A 24,286-nucleotide genomic window follows, 5' to 3' on the forward strand; every position below is an offset into this window, starting at 1 on the left:
CTAGATCCAGAACTTCATCTCGCCAAAAATATGCCGGGGGGTCCGGGGGGCTGGCCGCCCGGCCTCTCCACAATCGGAGACGCCCGACATGTCCGACATGATGACGACCCAAGCCGGTGACGCCGGCGCCTTTCGCAATTTCGACCTCAGTCGCGTCCCCACACCTTGCTTTGTGATCGACGAAAAAGCGGTCGAGCGGAACCTGACCATCCTCTCCGATATCGGCACCCGCTCCGGCGCCCATGTCCTCAGCGCGCTCAAGGCGTTTTCGATGTTTTCACTGGCCCCGCTGGTGCGCCAGCACCTTGGCGGCACCTGCGCCAGTGGCATCTACGAGGCGCGCCTTGGACGCGAGGAATATGACGGCGAGGTTGCAACCTTTTGTGCCGGTTACAAGGACGCCGATATCGACGAAATCCTGTCGCTGTCTGACCACGTCATCTTCAACTCGCCCGCGCAAAAAGACCGTTTCCTGACCAAAGCCCAAGCCGCGAACGTTCAGGTCGGCCTGCGTATCAACCCCGAACATTCCGAGGGCGAGATTCCAAAATACGATCCCTGCGCGCCCTGCTCACGCCTCGGAACACCTGTCAGCCAATTGACCGCCGAGACCCTGAGCGGCGTCGACGGGCTGCACATGCACACGCTTTGCGAACAGGGGTTCGAACCGTTGCAACGCACTTGGGACGCGGTCGAACCTAAGCTCAAACCGTTCCTTGGCCAGCTGAAATGGCTGAATTTTGGCGGTGGCCACCACATCACACGCGATGATTATGACCGCGACGGGCTGGTGGCCTTCATCAAGACCATCCGGGAAACCTACGCGATCGACGTCTATCTCGAACCCGGCGAGGCCGTCGCGCTGGACGCGGGCATTCTGGTCGGCGAAATCCTCGACCTGCCCACCAATGGCATGAACCTCGCGATCACCGACATTTCCGCCACCTGTCACATGCCCGACGTGATCGAGGCCCCCTATCGCCCCGCACTGATGGACGAGGCCGAGGCGGGTCACACCTACCGCCTTGGCGGACCGTCATGCCTCGCAGGCGACGTGATCGGCGATTACACATGGGACAAACCGCTGGAGATCGGCCAGCGCTTTGCCTTCCTCGATCAGGCGCATTACTCGATGGTCAAGACCAACACGTTCAACGGAGTGCCTCTGCCCACTATCGCCCTGTGGAACAGCGAAACGGATGAGCTGAAAATCATCAAACAATTCGGCTATGACGACTTCAAGGACCGCCTCTCATGAGCATTTTCCTCGACAGTGAACTGACCGTCGCTGAGCGCTCGGAAGACGCGCGCTTTCGCGTGATCCCGGTGCCGCTGGAACGCACCGTGTCCTACGGTTCGGGCACCGCCAAAGGCCCTGAAGCCATCATCGAAGCCAGCAACGAACTAGAGCGTATCACGGGCCATAGCGAGCCCTGCGTCGAGGGCATTTTCACCGAAAACCCGCTGGATTGCGAAGGCCCCCTCCCTGAAGTTATGGAGCGCCTCGCCCAACGCACCGAGGCCGCCGTGCGCGCAGGCAAAGTGCCGGTGACTCTGGGCGGAGAGCATTCGCTCAGCTACGGCGCGGTGATGGGCGTGGCGCGCGCGCTGAACCAGCCCGTCGGTATCGTCCAAATCGACGCACATGCAGACCTGCGCAATGCTTATCAGGGTGAGAAACACTCGCACGCCTCTGTCATGCATCTGCTGGCCGAAGAAGGCATCAGACTGGCCCAGTTCGGCGTCCGCGCCTTTTCCACCGAAGAAGCGCACAGCCGTCTGAAAAACCACGTCTTCCATGTGGACGCCGAAGAGCTGGTCACTGGCAATATCCACGCTGTCGACCTGCCCGAAGACTTCCCCGAACTGGTCTACGTCAGTTTTGATGTTGACGGTCTGGACCCGTCACAGATGCCCGCCACCGGCACACCGGTTCCGGGCGGGCTGGGGTATTACCAAGCGCTGCGGTTGGTCGAACACGCCCTAAAAGGCCGCAAATGCGTGGGCTTCGACGTTGTAGAACTGGCCCCCGATGGCAACGCGGCGTGGGATTTCACCGCCGCGCAGATCGTTTATCGGCTAATGGCGTCCTGTTAATCTTCGGCTGTCTCATTCAGTTCCATATGCCCTTCGCCCTTATTTAACACGCGGCGCAGCATGGGCTCGAAGAATTCCAGCGGCTTGGTCGGATAGTCAGGATCAAACGCCTTTTGATCGTATTCATGGCAGAAATAGCGGCAGTCTTCCCAATAAGGGCTGTCGCGGTATTTGTCGCGCGCATTGCGATCTCCGCCCAGGTGATGGTTGTAGTAATAGCCCTGAAACACACAGTGATGTTTCAAAATCCAATAAACCTTTTCGCTGACATAGGGTTTCATCATCGCCGCTGACAGTTCGCCATGATTGTAAGGCGACAGGATATCGCCAGTGTCATGGATCAGGGCAGCGACTACCAATTCCTCATCCGCGCCATCCTCATAGGCGCGTGTCGCGGCCTGAAGGCTATGCTGGTAGCGGTTCACCGGGTAAGGCGTCCACTCTTCATCCAGCGATCGGATTGCGTCCAGAATACGATCGGGCAGCGCAGCATTATAGGCCTCTTCATACTCCATAACGGCGTCCCAATCTGCTTTGGTCGCCTCTTCAAAGCTTGTCCATGAGGGTTTGTGGCTTTTGTCCAGCATGACGCGACTCCCTAGCTGATGGTCTGTCGCATCATAACTGCACACGCATTAGCAAAAAAATGAATTGATTTTATCAATTTGATGAAAAAATACTTTCAATATGCAAATCAAAGCTTTTGAGACTTTTCTATGCGTTTCGGAAACGGGCGGCTTTCACGCAGCGGCCCGTAAGCTGAACGTGACGCAAACGGCCATCAGCGCCCGCATCAAATCGCTGGAAGAGGAAACCGGCAAACCCCTTTTCACCCGCGGCGCGGGTGGCACCAATCTGACAGAATTCGGCCGCCAGTTTCGACCCTATGCAGAACAAATGCTATCGCTGTGGTCTTTTGCTTCTCGGGATCTGCCTGCGCAGACCCAGAATCGGGTCGTGCTGAGGCTTGGGTCCCAGCTTAGTATCTGGGACCCTTTGCTGGTCGACCTAGCAGTAAGGTTTGAGCAAAAGCTGGGGCGGCTATTGCTGACGCTCAACTATGATCACGACCTAAACATGATCGACGCTGTTGCCACACATGTACTAGACGCCGCGCTGACCCATGAAAAACCTTCGGATACTCGCGTTATTTTTCAAGAGCTTGACGCCGAACGGCTGCTGCTGGTGGAAACACCGGAGAGCGTTGGTGAACCCGTATTCGCGAATTTGGAGTTGGGGCAGGTTTACCAAGACCATATTCGAGAAACCGCACGACAGGCCTCGAACCAAACGGTATTTCTTGGGAATTGCACCATGGCCTTGCGTTATGTCCTGCGGCGGGGCGGCATCGGGTATTTCCCCGAATACGTCATCGCTGAACATCTACAGTCCGGCGCGTTGAAACCTGTAAGCGGGGCACGTGACCTCATGCTGCCGCTGTATTTAGTGACGCGACCTGACAGCGCCAGTTTTGATGATATTCGGACTTGTTTGGCTGAACTTCGTAAACCCGGCTAAACCTTTGCCAACGTTTGGGAAGAAGCCTTGGCACGGGCCCGAATAAGCGGACGCCCCGCGATCAGAAGGAAGGCGCACGAGATCAAAATACCCATGACTGCGGGCAGATACAGCACGATCCATAAACCCGGATCATCAATCACGATTGGAGAAACAAATCCACGAACGCCTTCGAGCAAAACCAGAATCGTGAACGCGCCGAAAATCTGTGGCCACAATCCGAAACGCGAAAAGCTGCCCAGCATCAGGGTCGCATATCCCGCCATAGCGACGGCAACACAGATGGCGATCCATGAAAACCGTTGGTGGAGCTCTTCGATCAGTTCACCTTCGGTAAACCCCTCCGCCTCGGCAATCGCGGACCTGTTTTGCAAAAGCTCTCCGGTTGGGATGGCCTCAAGGCTGCGCTCGGTCATTCTGTTGGTATTGGTCAAGCCCGAGATGTCGTAAGACGCATCCTCGAACAACGTCGATGACAGCGTGCGGCCCTGCTGATCCAGACGCAGCGCCACGCCATCCACCATGACAAGGTGAATCCCCAAGCCGTTGTTAACCAGATAGGCGGTCTTGCTGGAATAACTGACAGGGCTTGTTTCGTCGCGTCGGTCAGACACAAATACTTCGTGCAAGGTACCGTCCAGATCAATTTGCCCGATATACACGGTGACGCCATAGGCGGGATGCAGAAACTCACCCTCATTCAATAGCTGTGCTGTGACGTCACCGGCAACTTCGGCCTGGCGGCGCTCCAACTGTTCAACCGAAGCGGGGCGCAGGAAAATACTGATGGAGGCCATCATCGCTCCGGCAACTAGCCCAAACAGGAACACGGAGCGCGCCAGCCGCCAGGGGCTCGATCCTGTCGCCAACATCACCGTAAGTTCGCTTTCGCGACTCAAGCGGTTTGTCGCGTAGACGGCGGCGGCAAAGACAGCCATCGGCATGACGGTACGGATCAGAGTGGGCAACGTAAGCGCAGTGAACTCAAGGAACACAACAGCCGACTGGCCGCCGCTGATTACCCGATCAAACAGGCTGACGGATCGAGTGATCCAAAAGACACCCACCAGAACCAAGGTGAAAAAGCCGAATAGAATCAGCAATTGCCGCAGGAAATATCCATCGAAACGCGACATGTATCCTCATTCGACCATTGGGTGTTCAGCCGGACAATATGCCAATCAACAGGACGAGGAAACCGCAATGCTGGCGATTTGTCGAAATTGCCGCGTGATCGTTCAAGTGTTTGAGGAAATGGCAGGGGCAGCAGGGTTCGAACCCGCGACCTACGGTTTTGGAGACCGTCGCTCTACCAACTGAGCTATACCCCTAAGGTGCGCCTCAGATATGACAGCCGCGCGGCGGACTCAAGAGGCTTTTTAAGATTCCGCCACTCAAACAGCAGATGACAAACAAGTTGCGCGCCGCGTCGAGTTCTATAAGACACGTTTTGCCCAACAGAAGGACCCCGCCTGTGAGTATTCGCAAGAAGATTGCCGACAGTGAAGCCGTCTTGAACTGGGTTGCGCGGCGCATTGCCTGGTATATCCGGCTGGTCAATCGCAATACGGAATGGCAGCGCATCGGGTATGAAGAGCTGGATCAACTGGCGGCCCAAGGCGAGCCGGTTATCGTTGTGCTTTGGCACCAGCGGCTGGCGCAATCCCCGTATTTCTACCCGTTGGACAAGGGCCGCATCTGTTCGATCACATCCTCTGCACGGGCCGGCAGCATGGTGGGCCGCGTTCAAAAGCTGTTCGGCATGGATACCATTGCCATGACCAGCAAACACAAAAGCAACGTCGCCGTATCGCGTGAAGTCATTGGGAAAATCAAGCAGGGTATTTCAATCGGCATCGCTGCTGACGGCCCCCGCGGGCCGGAACGGGTGCTGTCCACGGTGCCGCTGGTCTGGGCACGCACGACTGGAAAGCGGGTGTTCGGAATCACCTTCTCCGCACAACACGGCCGTGAAGCTGGCACATGGGATCGGTTGCTCATGCCCCGCCCCTGGCGCAACAAAGGTGTGTTTATTTGCCGCGAGTGGACTGAAACCGTGCCCCGCAAAGCGACCGAAGAGCAGATCGAGGCACTTCGTCAAAGCCTTGAACAACACATGAATGACATAACGGCAGAAGCCGACCGCATGGTCGATCGCGAACCCTGGTCGCCTGCTTAACCGCCTCTGAGGCGCTGCATCAGGTAAACTTCGGCGCCTTCCGGTATGGGTTCGGTGAGGCCTGTGGCAATGACCCGACCGTCAACAGCAATAGAAACGCCAGCATCTATTGGGGCCTGAAGCTGCGGGTGTACCCGCACCAGCTCTCTTAAAAGGTCACCTGTGGTCTTGGCCTCAACCTCGACCACTTGCTGGCCCCCGGTCAATGACCGGAGACCAGACCAAAGATGGACCTCAACCATTGTCCTTGAGTGCCGCCAGAATACGCGGCGGGGACATTGGCAGTTGCTTCATCCGAACACCTGCAGCGTTCGACACAGCATTGGCGATTGCGGCCAAAGGCGGCACGATGCCCGTCTCACCTACTCCGCGTACACCGAATGGGTGACCGGGGTTGGGCACTTCGACGATAACCGTGTCGATCATTGGCAGGTCACTTGCCACCGGGATGCGATAGTCGAGGAAGATCGAGTTTTGCAGGCGACCATCGTCGCCATAGATGTATTCCTCGTTCAGCGCCCAGCCAATGCCCTGCGCTGCACCCCCTTGGTACTGGCCTTCCACATAGGTTGGGTGGATGGCTTTACCTGCGTCCTGAATGACAGTGTAGCGAGTGATCGACGTTTTGCCGGTTTCGGGGTCAACCTCAGCGTCGACAATATGCGTGCCGAATGACACGCCAGCGCCTTCGGGTGTCGCCTCAAAATGGCCCGAGATCGGACCGCCGGTGCGTCCCATTTTCGCTGTGATATCAGCCAACGGCATCGGATCGAAATCACCTGCGTTCGGGCCAGAAGGCACCGCGCAGCCGTTTTCCCATTTCACCGCTTCGACCGGAATATCCCATTTGGCCGCTGCGCGTTCGCACAGCTTTTCAACCGCATGCCGGGCGGCCTTGATCGTGGCCAAACCCGACGCGTAGGTCACGCGCGAGCCGTGGCTGACATCGTTGTAGCCCAAGGTCGCGGTATCAGCGACGGTCACACGGATGTTTTCGTAGGGAATGCCCAGTACTTCGGCAGCCATCAGTGCCATCGACGCACGCGAGCCGCCAATATCCGGCGTTCCGACCATGACCTGCGCCGAGCCGTCCTCGGACAGAGCCAGAGTTACGGATGTCTCGCCCCCGTGGTTGAACCAGAAGCCGCAGGATATCCCACGCCCCTGCCCCGGTTTCAGCGGCGCTGAGTAATGCGGATGTGCTTTGGCCGCTTCGAGGGTTTCCACCAGTCCAATGCGTTCATACCGGGGGCCATAGCTGGCCTTGGTACCCTCATGCGCCGCGTTCTTCAAGCGCACGTCGACCGGATCCAAACCCAGCTTATTGCACAATTCGTCAATAACGGACTCGACCGCGAATGCCCCCATCGGGGCACCCGGCGCACGATAAGCGGCTTGTTTCGGACGGTTGGCCATGACGTCATAGCCGATCTGTTTGACGTTCGTCAGGTTGTAGGCCGCAAACGCGCACATCGCGGTCATGTCACATGGCGCGCCGGGGAAGGCACCGCCCTGCAGGCGAAATTCGCCACGTGCCGCAGTAATTGTGCCGTCCTTCTTCATCCCGATCTTGACGTCCATAGACGCCGAAGCAGTCGGTCCGGTCGAGCGGAACACCTCGGATCGGGTCATCACGATCTTGACGGGGCGGTTTGCCTTACGGCTCAGCGCCAGAGCAACCGGTTCGATGAACACGGTGGTCTTGCCACCAAAACCACCACCAATCTCGGACGCTGTCACACGCAGTTGCGAGGTCTCGATACCCAGAAGTGCCGCACAGGTTTTCTGCGCGATCCAGTGACCTTGGGTGGTGCACCACAGCTCACCCTTGCCGTCGGCGCCCAAAGACCCAAGACAGGCATGCGGCTCAATGTAACCCTGGTGCGTGGCCTCGGTGGTAAAGCTGTCTTCGATGACCAAATCGGCCTCGGCAAAGCCCGCGTCCACATCACCATGCCCACTTTCGTGATAGCGCACGACGTTCGGGTGCAAACCCTCAGGAACCGAGTAGTCCGCCGCGCCTTCGCGGATAACTGGCGCGTCCGAAGCCATCGCCTTGTCCACGTCGGTGACGTGCGGCAGAACCTCGTACTCGACCTCGATCAGTTTTAGCGCATCACGCGCCGCCAGCGCTGACGTTGCCGCCACGGCCGCTACGGCATGGCCATCATACAGGGCTTTTTCGCCTGCCATGACGTTTTCCAGCACGTTCCAGAACTCGCCCTCGAGACCCGGAAAGAACGGCACGTCTGCAAAATCGGCACGTGTAACGACAGCCTTGACGTCTTTGTGCGCCTCGGCTTTCGAGGTGTCGATTTTGACGATCCGCGCGTGCGCATGAGGCGAACGCAGAATAGCGCCATGCAGCATACCCGGTGCCGAGATATCAGCGCCGAACTTGGCGCGGCCCGTGACCTTGTCCAAACCGTCGGGACGGTCGGGGCGCGTGCCTACAAAATTGAATTCAGTTTTGCGATCGTCCAAAGCCATTATGACGCCTCCCGCATCTCAGCCGCCGTATCCATCACGGCGCGAATGATCTTGTCATAGCCGGTGCAGCGGCACAGGTTGCCTGCCAGCCAGTACCGGGTTTCTTCTTCGGTCGGGTTCGGGTTCTTTTCCAGCAACGACTTTGCCGCCACCAAAATACCCGGAGTACAGATGCCGCATTGCAGAGCGGCATATTCGATCATCTTCTTCTGCAAAGGATGCAGAACGTCACCATCTGCAATCCCTTCAACGGTTTCGATCTGCTTTCCGTCGGCCTCGACGCCCAGCATCAGGCACGAACAGACCAGACGACCGTCAACGGTAACCGAACAGGCACCGCAATCGCCGGTACCGCAGCCCTCTTTCGCGCCTGTCAGGTTCAGCTTGTCACGCAGACAATCCAGCAGCGTTTCGCGGGGGTCGCACAGATATTCGACACTGTCCCCGTTCACAGTCGTAGATACGTGGAGCTTGCTCATACTTCTTCTCCCTTTGCGCGGGCATATGCGATCTTGGCAGCGCGCTTGGCCAGAACACCAGCGACTTCGGTGCGGAACTCGATCGTGCCACGCTTGTCGTCGATCGGGTTGCATGCAGCCGACGCAGCCGTGGCCAAAGCATCCAGCGCAGCATCGTCCAGCGTTGTGCCGACAATGGCCTTGGCGCAATCTTCGACCAGCAAAACGGTTGGTGCGACCGCACCCAAAGACACACGTGCCTCGGTGACCGTGTCACCATCCAACCGCAGGTTCACACCGACGCCGACAACGGCAATGTCCATCTCGGTGCGCGGAATAAAACGCAGGTACGCGTCGCCACCATTCGCGCCGCGTGCGGGGATATTCACGGCGGAAATCACCTCGCCCTTGGAAAGCGACGTTTTTCCCGGGCCGGTCGGGACATCCTCGACCGCGATCTCACGGGTGCCTTCCGGACCGGTAACCGTCACGGTCACGCCCGCGGCCACCATTGCCGGGACCGAGTCCGCTGCCGGAGAGCCGTTGCACAGGTTGCCGGTCAACGTGGCGCGGCCCTGAACCTGGGTCGACCCGATCAGATCCATAGCCTCGACGACACCGGGCCAGTCACTGCCAAGCCCGGGATGCTCGCTCATTTCAGCGCCGGTGGCGGCGACACCCAGCGTCCAGCTGCCATCGGCATTGCGCGCTATATCACGCACACCATCAATTTTTTTAATGTCAATCAGCGTGTCTGGTGTAACCAGCTCTGAGCGCAGCTGGACCAGGACATCGGTGCCGCCGGCCAGAAACCGCGTTACGCCCGTTGCGTTTGCAGCCAGTGCCGAGGCTTCGGCAAAACTGGCGGGGCTGTGGTAGTTCATGAAAGAGTCCTCGCGCCTGTTGATCAGGATTCACTGGGTTCGCGCGAAAACTAATGCAGCAACCCCGTCGCGTCCATGCCTCTGAGCGACGAAAATGCAATTCTTGCATGTCGTTTTTGGGTGACCGTTCAAAGGTCCAGCTCAATTATTCCATCCACTTCCGCCGCGCGGCTTTGGCACAGGATTATGGCCGCTTCGCGCTGTTGATTGGAAAGAACAAAATCCCTGTGTTCCACCGCGCCGGATACCAAACCGCATTTGCACACACCGCAGATGCCGTCCGCGCATTTCACGTCAACGTGAACACCCGCCTCGTTCAACACTTGGGCGGCGTCTTTGTCGGCTGGCACGTGCAATTCCCGGCCTGACCGAACCAATCGAATGGTGAAAGGGTGATTCTCATAGTCGGGTTGTTCTGGAACCGAAAAATACTCCAAATGCCGCGCCTCTTCGGGAAATCCCTGCGCCTCGGCTGCCTGGATCACGCCGTCCATGTACCGCTCGGGGCCGCAGGTGTAGACGTGCCAACCGTCTTGATAGCCGGACAGAATGGCGTTCAGATCGGCGTGCGTTCCCTCGTCGGAAAAATGATAGTGCACGTGATTGGACCACGGCATCTTTGCCAGGTCGTCCAGATACCCGGCCGCGGTACGCGTGCTGGCGGAATAGTGCAGTTGGAACGGCTTACCCAATGCGTGCAGCCGATGCGCAAAGGCGATCATGGGTGTAATACCGATACCGCCGCCCATCAGGAAGGTCTTGGTCGCGGTCTCGTCCAGCTCAAAATGGTTGATCGGTTTCGAGATGAAAACCTTGCGCCCCTCATTGAAAATCCGGTGCAACAAGGCTGAACCGCCACGCCCTTCGTCCTCGCGCAGTACGCCGATCTGATAGGTCATAGGATCGGCAGGATCACCCGACATCGAATATTGACGCAGGAATTCCGGCGCGACCAGCACGTCCAGATGCGCGCCCGCCGTCCATTCGGGTAAGGCAGTGCCGTCGAGTGTCGAGAATTCGTACTTGGTCGCATCAGCGGTCATCTTGTCGACCTTGGTCAGCTCCACGCGCATCACCGGGGCATCACCTGCAATTTCATAGCGATGGATCACCGACAGATCGCCTGCGGCTTTGCGCGCCTTGTATTCATCTGCTGTGACCATGGCCTGATAGGCAGCGATCCCGGCCTCTCGGTCCATGGCGAAGGGATAAGGCCAGGGATGGGGGGCCAAGTAGGCTGGGTAGACCGCCAGCGTCTGATCCTCGTATTTCAGGTCGAGATCAGTTTGCAGATCACGTCGGTTCAAAGGATGCTTTGAGGGGCGATAGGCGCCGTCCGCCTGCAACTCAAGGTCCCACCACCATTTCTTGACGTCGTTCAGGCCGCCGTTGCCCACCATGTCGTCCAGCTTTGCCAATGCGGGCGCGGATTGCGGGATGTTCATCGCAGCCCAGCGAAAGGGGCGCTCTTTGAACAGTCCTTCGAGGTTCCAGGGGCAGGTTTTCATGCACCGGCCGCACATCGCTCCTCCCGGAGTGGTCACGCGGTAGGTTGCACATTTCTGGCTGTCGGATTTCCAGATCTCATAGCCGTTGAACATCAGCTTAGGCCCGGCGGTTATCGCACCCGACGGACATTCGCGGGCACATTTGTTGCAGCTTTCGCAAAAGGTCTGCAGCCCGAAATCAATCGGTTTGTCATGATCCATCGGCATATCGGTGGTCACCGCGCCAGACTTAAGACGTGGCCCGAGATACGGGTTCAGGATGACTTCACCGATCCGGCTGACCTCTCCCAGCCCCGACAACAACAGCAGCGGAGGTTGCAGGACCTCTCCGTCCATCACCGTATGGGCCTTGGCCGTGTAGCCAAGATTGCGGATTTGCTGCGCGATCACCCCACCCAACAGAGAGAAACGCAAATAAGCGCGCATTGACTGGGCAACGCTGATCCAGTCATCGCCGCTGGCACCCTCCATCGTTTCATAACCCTGATCGATGATCATACTGATGGCCTGATCATGGGGCGGAACGATCTCTTCACCCGTGGCATCATGCGAATACCACGCCCAATCCGGACACCGGCTGAGACCGACGGCGTCAACCCCAAGGAAATACGTCGCCGCCTTAATGTTCGCCGCGTTGCGGGCCGCATCGCTTGGCGGCACCGTATCGGCGCTATCCCCGTCTTGCAGCAATACGAACGCCCCCAACGCGCGGCGCTGGGCAAAGCTGGGCGCGGCCTTGCGAGCGTAATATCCGCCCTTTGCCGCGTCTTGCAGATTTTTGCCCATATCCCCGAACTGAGCCCGCGCGAACATGTCCGCACGCTTGGGGACACGGGCAACGTTTTCTTCGTCGATATATGTGGTCGGCGTCTCGACCCGCTTGAGCTTTTCATACGAGTGGGCACCGTCGACGTAGCGGCGTTTGGCATATGGATCCCGGTTCAGCGCATTCTTGGCAAACCCCGTCCCCAACCACCACGCCGGGCCTTGCGTGCGAAACCAGGGTTGCTGTGCCATTGGCTGCAAGGGTTGATCATGGGAGATGGGCATCTCGGTCGTCACGGCGGCCAATCCGAAACGGGTCCCAAGCCAGGGGGAAACGACATCTCCACCCTCGACCGACGCCAGACCGGCAGCGACAGCCAGCTTGCCCAAGTCCACTTCTGACGAGGTCGCCGTATGTGCCCGCGCATCATAGCCCAGCAGACGGATATAGTTGGCGATCACCACGGCATTCTCTGTGGCTAACAAGCAAGCGCGGTGATCCTGCGCATCAATAATCCAATCCGCCCCGGGTTCCGATGCATCCGGGTCGCGGTTGTGTTCAAACAGAAAAACGATGGCATGCTTATGCGCCTGCATTGGCCTTGGCGCGGCCTCCATGCTTTCTTTCAGATCGGCCATAATCACGTCGATCCCCGACGCCAACGTCTTGGTCTGACGCGTTTTCAGCGCATGCGCCAAACGATCTATGTCAGGATTTCGGCGCGGATCAGGCAAAAGCGCCTCAGGCGATAATGGACCGCAACCGACCATCGATGCATCGTTGAAATACCCGAAAGCTTTCAAATGGTTGGCGCGCTCTGCCGCGTCCGGGGGGATCTCGGATTTGACCGGATTCACAAACCCGTCGCGGATCGTGTCCATCATCGCCTGGAACTCGCCCATGGCGTTAACAATACTTTCCGGCTGGTCCGGGCGGCGAAAGCTGAGCGCAGGATCGGGCTTTACTGCAGACAAGTCGGGCATTGCCGCCTGGCGCGCCAGCCGTTCCAGCGGGTAAGGCCCCATATGAACCGGTCTGTTCTTGTCCGAGAAAAAGCGAATACTCATTCCAAGCCCCCTGTTTGCGCCCTTCCCATAACCCGGCGTGGACACCGAAACCATTCATGAATAATCATAGATAATATGAACAAAACTGATTTTACTGAACTGGACGGCAAGGTTCTGCGGGTATTCCTCGCGATACTCGAGGAAACCTCGGTCTCGAAAGCTGCGGACCGGCTTGGAGTTACGCAATCGGCCATCAGCCATACGTTGGCCAAATTGCGAAACGTTCTGGGCGACCCTTTGTTCGTGCGCTCAGGTCAGGGACTGACACCCACCGAACGCGCTCTGTCGTTGAAAGATCCGGTGCAGCGCGTGCTGGACGGGATGCGGGCTTTGACCGAAGACCGGCCTTTTGATCCGATGTCCGAAGAAATGCATATCCAGATAGCCACCAATGATATGCCGCGAGAGTTGATCTTTCCCAAGCTGTTGCGAACCACACGGGCAGAAGGCATCCGTTTGCAAATGGGTTTCATACCGTCCGGCGTACCAGACCCTGACTTGCTACGCAGTGACCGTTGCCAGCTTATGCTGACACCGCTGCCGCCCGACGGGCCAGATATCTTTCAGAAACGATTGCTACAAAGTCCACTGATGGTCTTTTACGACGCCGCACAACGCGAGCCCCCGTCAGACTGGGCAACCTACTGTGCCGCAGACCATGTTGAGGTTCGGTTTGCAGACGGGCGCAGCTCACGCGCGGTGATGCGCGGCGTGGATCAAACGCAAATCCGACCACCGACCGTCACCTTGCCCCATTTCAACGCGATCCCGTCTTTTGTGTCTGGCAGCAACCTGATTTCAACCGACACCGCCCTGATGAAACATGGACCCTTGGCCGCACTAGACTGCGCGCCGCTACCCTTCGCGTGTGAACCGGTTTCGATCTATATGGTGTGGCACCAGCGTTCAGCGAATGACCCGGCCCATCGTTGGCTGCGCGAGCGGATCGAAGTGATCGCGGCCACACTTTAAATATCAGACACGCTCCATCAGGGCAGACAGTCGCGTGAAGATCAGAACCTTGCCTTGACCAAATGGGTCAGCGCGGCCCCTGTCTCGAAATAAGCGCGACGCAAGCCTGTCCAACTTTCGGTATGCGTAGACACTGCCGGGATTGGCAAAAGGTCTGGATCGTCATTCACTAGGCTAAGCGCAGTCAAACGCCCGAAAACAGTACCCGGCCCGATACCACGTCCGGAAAACCCGTGTACCGACAACCCGTTCGGGCCAATCTGTGTGATTTTCGGGATATGGTCCGAGGTCATTGCGATCCGTCCATGCCATCCCGGCATCAACGTTTGATCCCGCAGTTGCGGATAAAGCTCGGCCATCTTTCGCCGGGCCCAAGCGCTATGCGCGTTACTGCCAGCATGGCCCAGATCACCCATGGCACCGATGATGAACCGGCCCTCCTGATCCAACCGGAAAGATGTCATAATCAACCCGGTATCCCAGCACCCTTCGCCACCTGCAATAACGCTGGCGCGGAGATTATCGCTGAGTGGGGCAGTCGCGAACTGGAAGTAATACACAGGCACGTAGGCTGGCGCGTGATCCTTCAATCCCTGATGGTATGCGTTCGTTGCCTGTATCACAGATTTCGCACGTACTGCTCCTCCGGCCGCCTGGATGACCCAAACGCCTGCCTCCTGCCGCATTGTCAAAACAGGGCTTTGAGTAAAGACCTGCGCACCCGCTTCGATCGCCGCACGCGCCAAACCACGCACATATCCAAGGGGCTGGATCGCACCGGCGCGAGGGTCGAACAGGGAGCCGTGAAAAACGCCGCTGCCGGTCCGCTGAGACGTCTGTTCCGCCGACAACAATTCCACCGGCGCACCCGCGGCGCTGAGCTGTGAAAACCGGCTTTTCAGGTCTGAGAGCCCTGCGGGCGAGTGGGCGCAATGCAGCGTTCCAGCCCGGGTCGGCTCGCAATCGATGTTGTGCCGGTCGATCAATTCAAACACGTCCGACGGGGCCTGCCCGAGAAGGTCGATCAGACGGTTACCTGCATCTGCACCCAAATGTGACCTTATCTCATCGGGTGGTAACCAAAGCCCTGCATTGGCCAGACCGACATTGCGGCCAGAACCGCCGTACCCAATCTCCTGCGCTTCAAGCAAGGCAACGGTTGCGCCTGCTTCTGCCGCCGCCAACGCGGCGGAGCACCCTGTATAGCCGCCCCCAATTACCGCCAGATCGACCGCCAGGTCGCCGGCCAACGGGGCGCAATCGACATGCTCGCGACAAGTTTCGCGCCAAAGGGATTGGTCATAGTCGGTCACTTAGGGCTCCTTAAAACCTTACCGCCATTGTGGCATCAACCGGTCGCAATCTTTCGCTGATCCTCTCGCCCCATCGCGATAAGGAAGGGTTGGGCTGCCTGCTGGGCCTGAAACATCTCTTTATCGCGCATCCCGCGCCAGTCTGCCAGAACCAGAGACTGCGCCACAGCACCGCCCAAGGTGGCACCCGGTCCGGTTACAATAAACAAGTCTGGCGCAAACTCGCGCGCGGCGGTTTGTATCGCACGTGTGAAATCATAAGTTTCGGTCACCTGATGACCCAAAGTATAGTCCCATAGGGCCTGAATGTCGGATGCACCCGGCCACCAGATTTTCCCACGACCATCGATCAAAGGACGGTCTGGTTGAGTGAACAACTCGGGCCCCAAAGCGGCCCGACCCTTGGCGGCAACTGGCACCTGAAGCGACGTGTGAAAGGCTGCATGGTTCGGCAATCGCATCGGAAAGCGATCCTGCACCACGGGCTGAGAGGCCTCGAACGCTTTCAACCCGTTTTCATTTCCGGCCAGAACCAGAATTCCACCCAGATCAATGGACAAAGCCAGATCACACGCCTCTGTCGCGTTGATCCGCGCCACATCTTCCAGCAATTCGGCCTTACGCGCAGCGTTGTCTGCCCAGTCGTCTTCTGTAAAGGGATAGACAAGCTGGCCACCGATCAGATGCGTTTGCATCAGGGTGCCCATCGTATTCACCACGCGAAAACCGTTCTCGGGTGATACCGCGCCTCCGGCGGCCAATGCGATGTACCACCCCATAGAATTGCCCGTAACGGCGACAACTTCGATGTCTTCGGCCAGCGCTTGGGCATCTGCCAGCGATGCTGCGTAGATCAGGGGTGAGGCCACATCGCCGCGAGAATACGTGCTGACGGAAAACCGCTCGGCCCCGTCCAGTTCACTCACGGTGTCCTGACCATTTTCAAGACGAAGCGCATCAAAGCTGCGCAGCAGTTCGGCGCGGTTGGAATGATGGCGGCGTAGATACCCCAGTTCCGGTTTGTTATACGTGCCGCGGCCAGGGCAGATAACGACGGCAGTGCGGGTCATGATCGACCTCCTGTCAGGGATAGTGCGGCTGACACGATGCCGTCCTTGGATGGCAAAGGCGCGGCATAGGCAGGACCTGTGGCGATAAAACTGTCCTCGGCCACAACACGGGCGACCGGAGTTGCTGGGTTATCCTCGGTGAAGAACGTCATTAGTGCTTCGGACTGGCTGCCGGTGCGGCGGCATTCGTCGACGACCAGAATATGCGCGCACCCCTTGGTCGCGGCGCGCAGTGCGTCAACCGGCAGCGGCGCGAGCCACCGCATGTCGACAATCCGCACCTTCAGACCAGCCGCCTCAAGTTCGGGCAGAGCTTGTTTGGACAGGTAATGTCCATTGCCATAGGTAACAATTGCCAGATCTGCACCGTCGCCGTGCACGCCGACCTCGCCCAGTGCAATGCGTTGGTCCCGGTCAGGATAGGTTGTCATCCAAGCCGCGTCCTGAGGTGCGTGCAGATCGCGCATTGGATAAAGCGCGATGGGTTCAAGAAAGACCACGACGCGCTGTTCTTCGCGCGCAAGACGCACGCATTCCCGCAACATCCGCGCTGCATCTGCACCGGTTGAGGGGCAAGCAATAATCACGCCGGGGATATCCCGTAGAACAGCCAAAGAGTTGTCATTGTGAAAATGCCCACCGAACCCTTTCTGATAGCCCAGACCCGCAATCCGAAGGACCATCGGGTTCGTAAACTGCCCGTTCGAGAAAAACGGCAGCGTAGCGGCCTCACCACGGATTTGATCCTCGGCATTGTGAAGATAGGCAAGGAACTGAATTTCCGGGATCGGTACAAATCCGTTATGCCCCATACCGATTGCCAGACCCAGAATGGACTGTTCATCCAAAAGCGTGTCGATCACCCGGTCCGGTCCAAACCGCTGCAGCAACTTTTGCGTCACTCCATAAACACCGCCCTTGCGGCCGACGTCTTCGCCCATGCAGACGATCTCGCCATGATCCAGCATCAGATCGGTCAATGCCCAGTTGATCAGGCGGCTCATCGGCTGCGGATCTTTCATCGCCCGCAGATCGCCCCCAAACGCCGCCGCCCGCGCCTCGGCACTGGGGCCGTTTGTGGGTTTGCAGTTGCGCTTAGGCGGTATCAGACTGGCCATCACATCTTTTGCGTCTGCCAGGTGCGGGCGAGAGGTGGCCTCGGCCGCGATACGGTCCGTGCGGGCGCATGTATGTGTGTAGATCGTCAGCGCCTGATCCGGCGTCAATGCCCCGGCTTGATCCAAAAGTCGGACGGAATGCAGCAATGGATCATTTGCCTCGTCCGCTTCTACTTCGGATTTGGGCAAATAGGTTGTGGGAACATCTGCACCCGCATGCCCGTACAACCGAACAGTTTTGAGGTGCAAAAACGCCGGTTTCCGGCGGGTCCTCACATAATCAGCGGCCTCTTTGGCGACAACATAGGTTTCGAATATATCCAGACCGTTGGCCTGGAAATATTTGATCCCCGGACGATGCTCCATCGAGGCCTGAATCCACCCTTTGGGTGTTTTGACGGAAATCCCGATCCCGTTGTCTTCACACACGAACAGCAACGGCAGAGGCGTGGATTGCACACTTGTCCAACCAGCTGTGTTGATGGCCCCCTGTGCCGTCGAATGGTTGGCCGACGCATCCCCGAACGAGCACATCGCAATCCCGTCTTCCGGCAACTCGCGGTGTTCAGGATCATGACGTCGCGCAGCCCCCAGCGAATAGGCCGCACCTACGGCCTTGGGCAAATGGCTTGCAATCGTCGAAGTCTGCGGCGGTATCATCAGCGCTTTGGACCCCAACACCTTGTGCCGCCCGCCCGAGGTCGGGTCTTCGCGTGAGCAAGCAAAGCTCAGCAGCATATCCCAGGCAATCTGTTGTCCGGGAACCTGCTCAGCCCGCGCGATCTGAAATGCGGCGTCGCGATAGTGCAAAAAGGCGATGTCGGTCGGGCGCAACGCATGTGCCACAGCGGCCATGCCTTCGTGCCCTGAAGAGCCGATCGTGTAGAACCCCTGCCCCGCCTTTTGCATTGCGCGACTGGTCCGATCCAATGCCCGGCTCAGGACCTGTGACCGAAACAGGGACACAGCTTCGGCATTGGACAACCCATCGCGTGGGCGGGCACCCGGCGGCAGATCGCCCTGCGCAACGCGGGTCAGGAAATTCTCGTGAACGATCTGAGCGCGATCCATTGGCGGCCTCTCTTACTTCAAACTGGCGGTCACATCGGCGATGCGGCGCATACCTTCTTGCAGGCTTTCCGTCGCGTAGGCAAAAGAAAGCCGCAAATGCCCCGACATGCCAAACGCGCGGCCCGGAACCAGTGCAACCCCCGTCTTTTCTAACAAAAAGCGGCAAAACTCATGATCTGTCGGCATTTTTTCGGGTGTTTTGGGGAAGACATAGAACGCTCCGTCCGGGACACTGCAATCCAGCCCTGCAGCGTTCAGACCCGCCACCACAAGATCACGCCGCGCGCGCATGGCATCGCGGCGCACGTCCAGAATATCTTGCGGGCCGGTAATGGCCGCCAAGGCCGCGGCCTGCGCAATGGAACAGGCGCCTGAGGTGACCTGCCCTTGAACAGCGGCCATCGCCTTGATCAATGGCGCTGGCCCCACGCCCCAACCAATGCGCCATCCTGTCATTGAATAGGCCTTGGACACACCACTGACCGTCAAAACCCGATCGGCCAGTTCAGGCACAGCCGCGCCAAACGATGCGAAAGGCACATAGGACAGGTGCTGGTAAATCTCGTCAGAAATCACCCAGACCTGCGGGTGGTTCTGTAGTACCTGTCCCAGCGCCTGCAACTCGGATGCCGAATAAACTGCGCCAGTCGGATTGGATGGAGAATTCAGCAAAAGCCATCGCGTCCGCGGCGTAATCGCGGCCTCCAGCTGCGCGGGGGTCATCTTGAACCCTTGCGATGCCGGGCAACTTACGACGATCGGGATACCTCCGGCCAGTCGGATCATGTCCGCGTAGCTTGTCCAGAACGGCGCGGCGGTGATGACCTCATCACCGGGATCAAGCGTCGCCATCATCGCGCCGGACAGAACCTGCTTCGCCCCGGTCGATACAATCACGTTTTCGGCCTGCACGCCCGCGTCTTGCGCAATGGCATTGCGCAATTGCGGTGTTCCCGCAGTCGCCGGGTACTTTGTCTGACCGCCCAGCGCGGCCTTATGTGCCGCTTCAACTACATGTTCCGGCGTTGGGAAATCAGGCTCGCCCGTGCTCAGCGCGATCACATCCGCACCCTGCGCCCTGAGACGGGCTGCGTGTTCCGAGATTTGAACGATTTCCGAAAGCTCAATCCCGCCAAGTCGGCTGGCCCTGCGAAAATCACTGCGGCTTTCAACTAATGTCATTGGTGCCCATCCCCAAACGCGAAACTGGTCCTTTGTATCGGTCTGGCGGATCGCAATTACCAGTGATATTCCGTCCGAAAGGTATGAGGATTTGTTATATGATCGCCCCGCGCCGCTTCCTGCCCTCTGTCCCATCGCTGCTGGCGTTGGAAGCTGTAGACCGCTTAGGCAGCGCTTCGGCCGCTGCCGAGGAATTATCCCTGACCCAAAGCGCCATAAGCCGCCAACTCAAGGCAATGGAAGAGCAGTTGGGGGTCGAGTTGCTTCAACGCACCCAGATGCGACTACACCTGACGCCCGCTGCCAGAGAATACGTGCAAGTCGCGCGCACCGCTTTACAGCAACTCGCACAAGCGTCACTAAAGCTCAAGGCCAACCCGACCGGAGGGTCTCTGAACCTGTCAATTCTTCCGGCCTTCGGGATGCACTGGCTCGCGCCGCGGCTGCGAGATTTCGCCCGCCGCCACCCTGAGGTGACAGTGAACCTGAACACGCGCCTTAAGCCCTTTGACTTTGAGGCTGAGCGTTTTGATGCGGCCATTCATTTCGGCCGAAAGGATTGGGCCGGTGTAAACTATCTGCCGATCATGCGCGAAGACGTATTGCCGGTTTGCGCCCCTGGGCTTTTGCCAGAGAACGCAGAGGACATGGATTGGTTGTTGAAAGCCCCTCTATTGCACCTTGAAACCCGACCCGACGCCTGGGAGCGCTGGTTCGCCGCCCAGGGACGGGATGTGTCTGGCATCCGTGGCATGCTGTTTGATCAGTTTTCGACAATGGGGCAGGCTACGATCCATGGCTTGGGCGTTGCGCTTTTGCCAAGCTATCTCGTTGCAGATGATCTGCGAACCGGACGCTTGGTAGCTGCTTGGCAAGGGCCTGCCATCAGTTTGGGAGAGTTCTTTCTGGTTTGGCCTCAATCCCGCGCCGAATCTGAACCCCTGAAATCCTTCAAACACTGGCTGAAAGAGCAAGTGGCGCAGCCATAAGACTTAGAGCCAGATTTTAGTGGGAAAACTGCCCGGCCCAACGGAAGGAGATGTTTCGCCAGAAACATCGACGACGGGCGGGAGCGCTTTGGGAATATTATGTGTCCAAAGACCGGGCGATGAGTTCCTTCATGATCTCATTCGTTCCGCCATAGATCATTTGTACCCGGGCATCTGCGTACAGACGCGCGATCGGGTATTCCATCATGAACCCGTATCCACCAAATAGCTGAAGACACTCATGCATGACTTCGTTTTGCGCCACAGAGCCCCAGTATTTGGCCATTGACGCGGTTGCCGCATCCAACGTTCCGTCCTCGAGCCGTGCGATGCAGTCGTTGACAAAGCTACGCAGCACCTCTGCTTTTGTCTTGCATTCAGCCAGCTTGAACCGGGTGTTCTGAAAGTCCATGACACGTTGCCCAAAGGCCTTGCGCTCTTGCGTATACTTGACCGTTTCAGCGATGGCGAAATCAATTGCACCCAGCGCCCCTATCGCGATTGTCAAACGTTCCCAAGGCAGTTGCTTCATCATCTGATAAAAGCCCTGCCCCTCTTCCGGACCGATCAGGTTTGTCATTGGAACCTTGACGTCCTCAAAAAACAGCTCGGCCGTGTCGTTTGCCTTCATGCCCAGTTTTTTCAGGTTGCGACCCTTGCGAAATCCTTCCGCCCCGTTCGTTTCGACGGCAACCAAAGACACTCCCTTAGACCCTAAGGTCTTATCCGTCTTTGCGGCCACAAGGATCAAGTCAGCGGATTGGCCGTTGGTGATGAAGATTTTCGAACCATTCAGCCGATAAGAATTTCCATCCTTTTCCGCCGTCGTCCGGATCGACTGAACATCGGAACCAGTCCCCGGCTCGGTCATGGCAAGCGCACCAACTATCTCACCCGTGGCCAGTTTGGGTAACCACTTTTGCTTTTGGTCCTCGCTTCCGTATGCGGTGATGTAATGCGTGACGATCGACTGGATGGCATATCCCCAGCCAGAGTCCCCCCTCGACGCCTGCGCGTACATCGTGACGGCATCAAACCCGATGTCGCCGCCGACACCGCCATACTCTTCTGGGATGGCACCGGCCATCAGCCCCATTTCACCAGCCTTGTGCCAAAACGCACGATCCACAACGCCAGCTTCGTTCCAACGCTCGATATTTGGCGTCAGTTCATCATCCATGAAGCGGTGCGCCATCTCGGCAAACATCTGGTGCTCTTCCGTCACCCAGTTGGCGGTTGTGGTAAACAGAGACATCTCGCGTCCTCCCGATTCAAGTTTCGGTAAGGGTAGCTGTGGTGTTGATCCATTCCAATGCGCGGACGCGGTTGCAACGCAACGTCTTTTTCGATCAACCCGCGTCAGTCCGACAGCGCATTGTCCAAAAGAACCTGTGCCGCGGCCTTCGCGTCGCGCGCGGGGCCGCAATTATCGATCAGAACCGCCGTCACGATGGCCCCTTCCATCAGAAGAAGAAGCTGACAGCCCAACTGGTCAGGATCCTTTGCGCCAGCCTTTCGGGCCGTCTTGACGAGGTATTCCAAAAAGACGCGCTTATGTTCGGCGGCCTGGGCGTGGATCGGATGGTCCTTGTCCTGATACTCAGCCCCCGCCTTGATGAACATGCACCCGCGATATCCGTCTTCCTCAAACCATTCTGCCAATGCGTCAAAGCCCGCAATCAACTGCTGGGCAGGTGTGTCGGCAAGCGCATCAACCCTCTCGAAGAACCACGCGCTGAACGTATCGTCTCGCAGGCGCAAAGCGGCAAGGATCAGGTCTTCCTTGGTGCGAAAGTGCTTGTACATCGACGTTTTCGACACGCCTGTTTCCGTGACCAGCTTATCCATACCGGTCGAATGAAACCCATCGCGGTAAAAGACCTGCAATGCGTTCCGGACAAGCTCATCACGTTTGTTTGGGCGCATGTTCGGCTCCTGAATGTACTGATCAGTACATAATATCCTAACGCTCAACTCACAAGTTTCAGCGCCGCAATCTGCAAAAAGATGCATCAAAAATGAGTGTTCTGGGACACAGCGTCTTTTTTCTCAACCCGAGACTTGCAAAAGTTTACCGATCGGTACATGATGAATTCAAGGTGTACCGATCTGTAAATAATGGAGCTTGTCAATGCGACGCCACAGCAGCCCAATACCACCTCAGTACGTCCCCATTTTATTATCTTTGGCAATTTTTGCCGCCACTTTGATCTGAAAGGCACCGTATGAGCCGTCCCCCTCTGCCCCCCTTCACTGAAGAAACAGCCATCCAAAAAGTGCGTATGGCCGAAAACGGCTGGAACAGCCGCGATCCTGATGTTGTGACGCCTGCCTATACCGAAGATAGCACGTGGCGAAATCGGGCAGAATTCATTTCGGGTCACGCAGACATCCACGCCTTCCTGACGCGCAAATGGAACAAAGAACTGGATTATCGGTTGATCAAAGAGCTTTGGGCCTTTTCCGGAAACAGGATCGCCGTGCGCTACGCCTATGAGTGGCACGACGACAGCGGACAGTGGTTCCGGTCTTACGGCAATGAGAACTGGGAATTCGCGGAAGACGGCCGCATGGCAAAACGTCACGCGTCTTTGAATGATTTGCCGATTGCCGAAGAAGACCGCCTGTTCCATTGGCCGCACGGCCCACGCCCGGATGACCATCCCGGTCTTTCTGATCTGGGTCTCTAGAAACTCACCATGCCGCGCGCTTTTTCAAAACTGTCTTTCACGCCGACCGTGCTTGCCCATCAAGAGCGAATGGGGTCGGCCAAGACCTATGCCAAGTTTATCGAAGGCGGCCCCCTTCAAGGTCACGAAATTGGCCCGGAAGAGAAAGCATTTATCGAAGCGCGTGATGGTTTCTACCAATCCAGTGTGTCGGAAACCGGTTGGCCGTATGTGCAATTTCGCGGTGGACCCATCGGTTTTTTGAAAGTCCTGGGTCCTCAGACACTCGGATATGCGGATTTCTCTGGGAACAAACAATACATTTCGCGCGGCAATCTGGATACCAATGACCGGGTTGCGATGATCCTTATGGATTATGCCAACCAGCGCCGCCTGAAAATTCTGGGCAGGGTCACGTTCACTGAAGGTGAGGCTGCAGCGGCCAGCCTCTATCCTGATGGGGCCGAGGCGGCGGCGGAACGCGCCGTAATCATTCGTGTCGAGGGGCTGGATTGGAACTGCCCCCGCCACATCACCCCCCGTTATTCCGAGGCCGAATTGCGCCCGCACCTGAACACGCTGGGCCAGCAATTGGCGCAGCTGCAGGCGGAAAATGAACAATTGAAGCGAAAGCTGGCTGAAAAATCCTGAATGGCACGGTGCCTGACCAATTATCTGTAAACGGAAAACAAAATGCGACGTTCGACGATTAACATTGCAGGTCTTTTCGTAATCGGTCTGGTGCTGTTTGTCGTGGCTTTGGTATTCGCGTTTTTCGCTTCCCCCGAAGCTGTTCGCAGCACACCGCCTGGCGTTTACAACTCACTTTTGCTGGAAATGTTGCGGGACCAATAACCGAATTTGCAACGCTGGTATGCGTGAAAACGCACCCTTTCCCCTTGACCTTCCTGTGACTGGAACCCCCATAAACAGAA

22 protein-coding genes and 1 tRNA gene are annotated in these 24,286 nt (G+C 57.8%); 9 read left to right on the forward strand and 14 right to left on the reverse strand.

Annotated elements, in window-relative coordinates; translation table 11 throughout:
- Positions 1-88: 88 nt before the first annotated feature.
- Positions 89-1,258, forward strand: coding sequence for a carboxynorspermidine decarboxylase (nspC, locus tag ACR0BD_RS18165; protein ID WP_480832560.1), 1,170 nt, complete (start codon positions 89-91; stop codon positions 1,256-1,258).
- Positions 1,255-2,097, forward strand: coding sequence for an agmatinase (gene speB / locus ACR0BD_RS18170; protein WP_480832562.1), 843 nt, complete (start codon positions 1,255-1,257; stop codon positions 2,095-2,097). Before nspC ends, speB begins: the two co-directional genes overlap by 4 nt.
- Here the strand turns inward: speB and ACR0BD_RS18175 are convergent.
- Complete coding sequence (locus tag ACR0BD_RS18175; protein ID WP_480699553.1) at positions 2,094-2,684, reverse strand: HD domain-containing protein; 591 nt, start codon at positions 2,682-2,684, stop codon at positions 2,094-2,096. The genes speB and ACR0BD_RS18175 overlap by 4 nt on opposite strands.
- A 100-nt stretch (positions 2,685-2,784) precedes the next feature.
- On the opposite strand from ACR0BD_RS18175, the gene ACR0BD_RS18180 reads away from it, so the two are divergent.
- Complete coding sequence (locus tag ACR0BD_RS18180) at positions 2,785-3,615, forward strand: LysR family transcriptional regulator (protein WP_480832564.1); 831 nt, start codon at positions 2,785-2,787, stop codon at positions 3,613-3,615.
- Here the strand turns inward: ACR0BD_RS18180 and lptF are convergent.
- Positions 3,612-4,751 carry an LPS export ABC transporter permease LptF gene (lptF, locus tag ACR0BD_RS18185; protein ID WP_480832566.1) on the reverse strand — a complete coding sequence of 380 codons (1,140 nt, stop codon included), beginning with the start codon at positions 4,749-4,751 and terminating at the stop codon, positions 3,612-3,614. The genes ACR0BD_RS18180 and lptF overlap by 4 nt on opposite strands.
- A 119-nt stretch (positions 4,752-4,870) precedes the next feature.
- Positions 4,871-4,946, reverse strand: a tRNA-Trp gene (locus ACR0BD_RS18190).
- Positions 4,947-5,089: 143 nt separating this feature from the next.
- Here ACR0BD_RS18190 and ACR0BD_RS18195 point away from each other — a divergent pair.
- Positions 5,090-5,794, forward strand: a complete 705-nt coding sequence (locus tag ACR0BD_RS18195) for a lysophospholipid acyltransferase family protein (protein ID WP_480832568.1) — start codon at positions 5,090-5,092, stop codon at positions 5,792-5,794.
- Here the strand turns inward: ACR0BD_RS18195 and ACR0BD_RS18200 are convergent.
- The 5 genes from ACR0BD_RS18200 to ACR0BD_RS18220 all read right to left on the reverse strand — a co-directional run bounded on the left by ACR0BD_RS18200 (position 5,791) and on the right by ACR0BD_RS18220 (position 12,967).
- Entirely contained in the window at positions 5,791-6,036 is a 246-nt protein-coding gene (locus ACR0BD_RS18200) for a MoaD/ThiS family protein (protein ID WP_480832570.1), read from the reverse strand. The two genes, ACR0BD_RS18195 and ACR0BD_RS18200, sit on opposite strands and share 4 nt — an antisense overlap.
- A complete protein-coding gene (locus ACR0BD_RS18205; RefSeq protein WP_480832572.1) occupies positions 6,029-8,284 on the reverse strand; it encodes a xanthine dehydrogenase family protein molybdopterin-binding subunit in 2,256 nt (751 codons plus the stop codon). The genes ACR0BD_RS18200 and ACR0BD_RS18205 overlap by 8 nt, the downstream gene beginning before the upstream one ends.
- Positions 8,284-8,763 (reverse strand): (2Fe-2S)-binding protein, encoded by a 480-nt coding sequence (locus ACR0BD_RS18210; RefSeq protein WP_480699565.1) that lies wholly within the window; start codon positions 8,761-8,763, stop codon positions 8,284-8,286. Before ACR0BD_RS18210 ends, ACR0BD_RS18205 begins: the two co-directional genes overlap by 1 nt.
- The gene (locus ACR0BD_RS18215) at positions 8,760-9,626 is read right to left on the reverse strand and encodes an FAD binding domain-containing protein (protein WP_480832573.1); all 867 of its coding nucleotides are present in this window, start codon (positions 9,624-9,626) and stop codon (positions 8,760-8,762) included. Before ACR0BD_RS18215 ends, ACR0BD_RS18210 begins: the two co-directional genes overlap by 4 nt.
- Before the next feature lie 128 nt (positions 9,627-9,754).
- Complete coding sequence (locus tag ACR0BD_RS18220) at positions 9,755-12,967, reverse strand: reductive dehalogenase (RefSeq protein WP_480832576.1); 3,213 nt, start codon at positions 12,965-12,967, stop codon at positions 9,755-9,757.
- 75 nt (positions 12,968-13,042) lie between these two features.
- Between ACR0BD_RS18220 and ACR0BD_RS18225 the strand changes: the two genes are divergently transcribed.
- Positions 13,043-13,939 (forward strand): LysR family transcriptional regulator, encoded by an 897-nt coding sequence (locus tag ACR0BD_RS18225; protein ID WP_480832578.1) that lies wholly within the window; start codon positions 13,043-13,045, stop codon positions 13,937-13,939.
- Between the two features lie 41 nt (positions 13,940-13,980).
- Here the strand turns inward: ACR0BD_RS18225 and ACR0BD_RS18230 are convergent, their stop codons facing one another.
- The 4 genes from ACR0BD_RS18230 to ACR0BD_RS18245 are packed head-to-tail and all read right to left on the reverse strand — an operon-like array spanning position 13,981 to position 19,693.
- Positions 13,981-15,252 (reverse strand): NAD(P)/FAD-dependent oxidoreductase, encoded by a 1,272-nt coding sequence (locus tag ACR0BD_RS18230; RefSeq protein WP_480832580.1) that lies wholly within the window; start codon positions 15,250-15,252, stop codon positions 13,981-13,983.
- 35 nt (positions 15,253-15,287) lie between these two features.
- Positions 15,288-16,322: an ACP S-malonyltransferase gene (locus ACR0BD_RS18235; protein WP_480832582.1), complete on the reverse strand. Its 1,035-nt coding sequence runs from the start codon at positions 16,320-16,322 to the stop codon at positions 15,288-15,290.
- Entirely contained in the window at positions 16,319-18,511 is a 2,193-nt protein-coding gene (locus tag ACR0BD_RS18240; RefSeq protein ID WP_480832584.1) for a dehydrogenase E1 component subunit alpha/beta, read from the reverse strand. Before ACR0BD_RS18240 ends, ACR0BD_RS18235 begins: the two co-directional genes overlap by 4 nt.
- Before the next feature lie 12 nt (positions 18,512-18,523).
- Positions 18,524-19,693 carry a pyridoxal phosphate-dependent aminotransferase gene (locus ACR0BD_RS18245; protein WP_480832585.1) on the reverse strand — a complete coding sequence of 390 codons (1,170 nt, stop codon included), beginning with the start codon at positions 19,691-19,693 and terminating at the stop codon, positions 18,524-18,526.
- A 98-nt stretch (positions 19,694-19,791) separates the two neighbouring features.
- On the opposite strand from ACR0BD_RS18245, the gene ACR0BD_RS18250 reads away from it, so the two are divergent.
- Positions 19,792-20,682 (forward strand): LysR substrate-binding domain-containing protein, encoded by an 891-nt coding sequence (locus ACR0BD_RS18250; RefSeq protein ID WP_480832587.1) that lies wholly within the window; start codon positions 19,792-19,794, stop codon positions 20,680-20,682.
- 97 nt (positions 20,683-20,779) lie between these two features.
- On the opposite strand, the gene ACR0BD_RS18255 is transcribed toward ACR0BD_RS18250, so the two are convergent.
- Together ACR0BD_RS18255 and ACR0BD_RS18260 are read right to left on the reverse strand one after the other, a co-directional pair.
- A complete protein-coding gene (locus ACR0BD_RS18255; protein ID WP_480832589.1) occupies positions 20,780-21,937 on the reverse strand; it encodes an acyl-CoA dehydrogenase family protein in 1,158 nt (385 codons plus the stop codon).
- A 104-nt stretch (positions 21,938-22,041) separates the two neighbouring features.
- Complete coding sequence (locus ACR0BD_RS18260; protein WP_480832591.1) at positions 22,042-22,608, reverse strand: TetR/AcrR family transcriptional regulator; 567 nt, start codon at positions 22,606-22,608, stop codon at positions 22,042-22,044.
- Positions 22,609-22,907: 299 nt separating this feature from the next.
- On the opposite strand from ACR0BD_RS18260, the gene ACR0BD_RS18265 reads away from it, so the two are divergent.
- Genes ACR0BD_RS18265 through ACR0BD_RS18275 form a run of 3 tightly spaced genes read left to right on the forward strand, consistent with a single transcriptional unit; the run spans position 22,908 to position 24,206 of the window.
- On the forward strand, positions 22,908-23,372 hold the full coding sequence (locus tag ACR0BD_RS18265; protein WP_480832593.1) for a nuclear transport factor 2 family protein: 465 nt from the start codon (positions 22,908-22,910) through the stop codon (positions 23,370-23,372).
- 9 nt (positions 23,373-23,381) lie between these two features.
- Positions 23,382-24,002, forward strand: coding sequence for a pyridoxamine 5'-phosphate oxidase family protein (locus ACR0BD_RS18270; protein ID WP_480832595.1), 621 nt, complete (start codon positions 23,382-23,384; stop codon positions 24,000-24,002).
- 42 nt (positions 24,003-24,044) lie between these two features.
- Positions 24,045-24,206: a hypothetical protein gene (locus tag ACR0BD_RS18275; RefSeq protein WP_480699590.1), complete on the forward strand. Its 162-nt coding sequence runs from the start codon at positions 24,045-24,047 to the stop codon at positions 24,204-24,206.
- Positions 24,207-24,286 lie beyond the last annotated feature (80 nt).

It is taken from the genome of Ruegeria sp. G5, assembly GCF_056533365.1.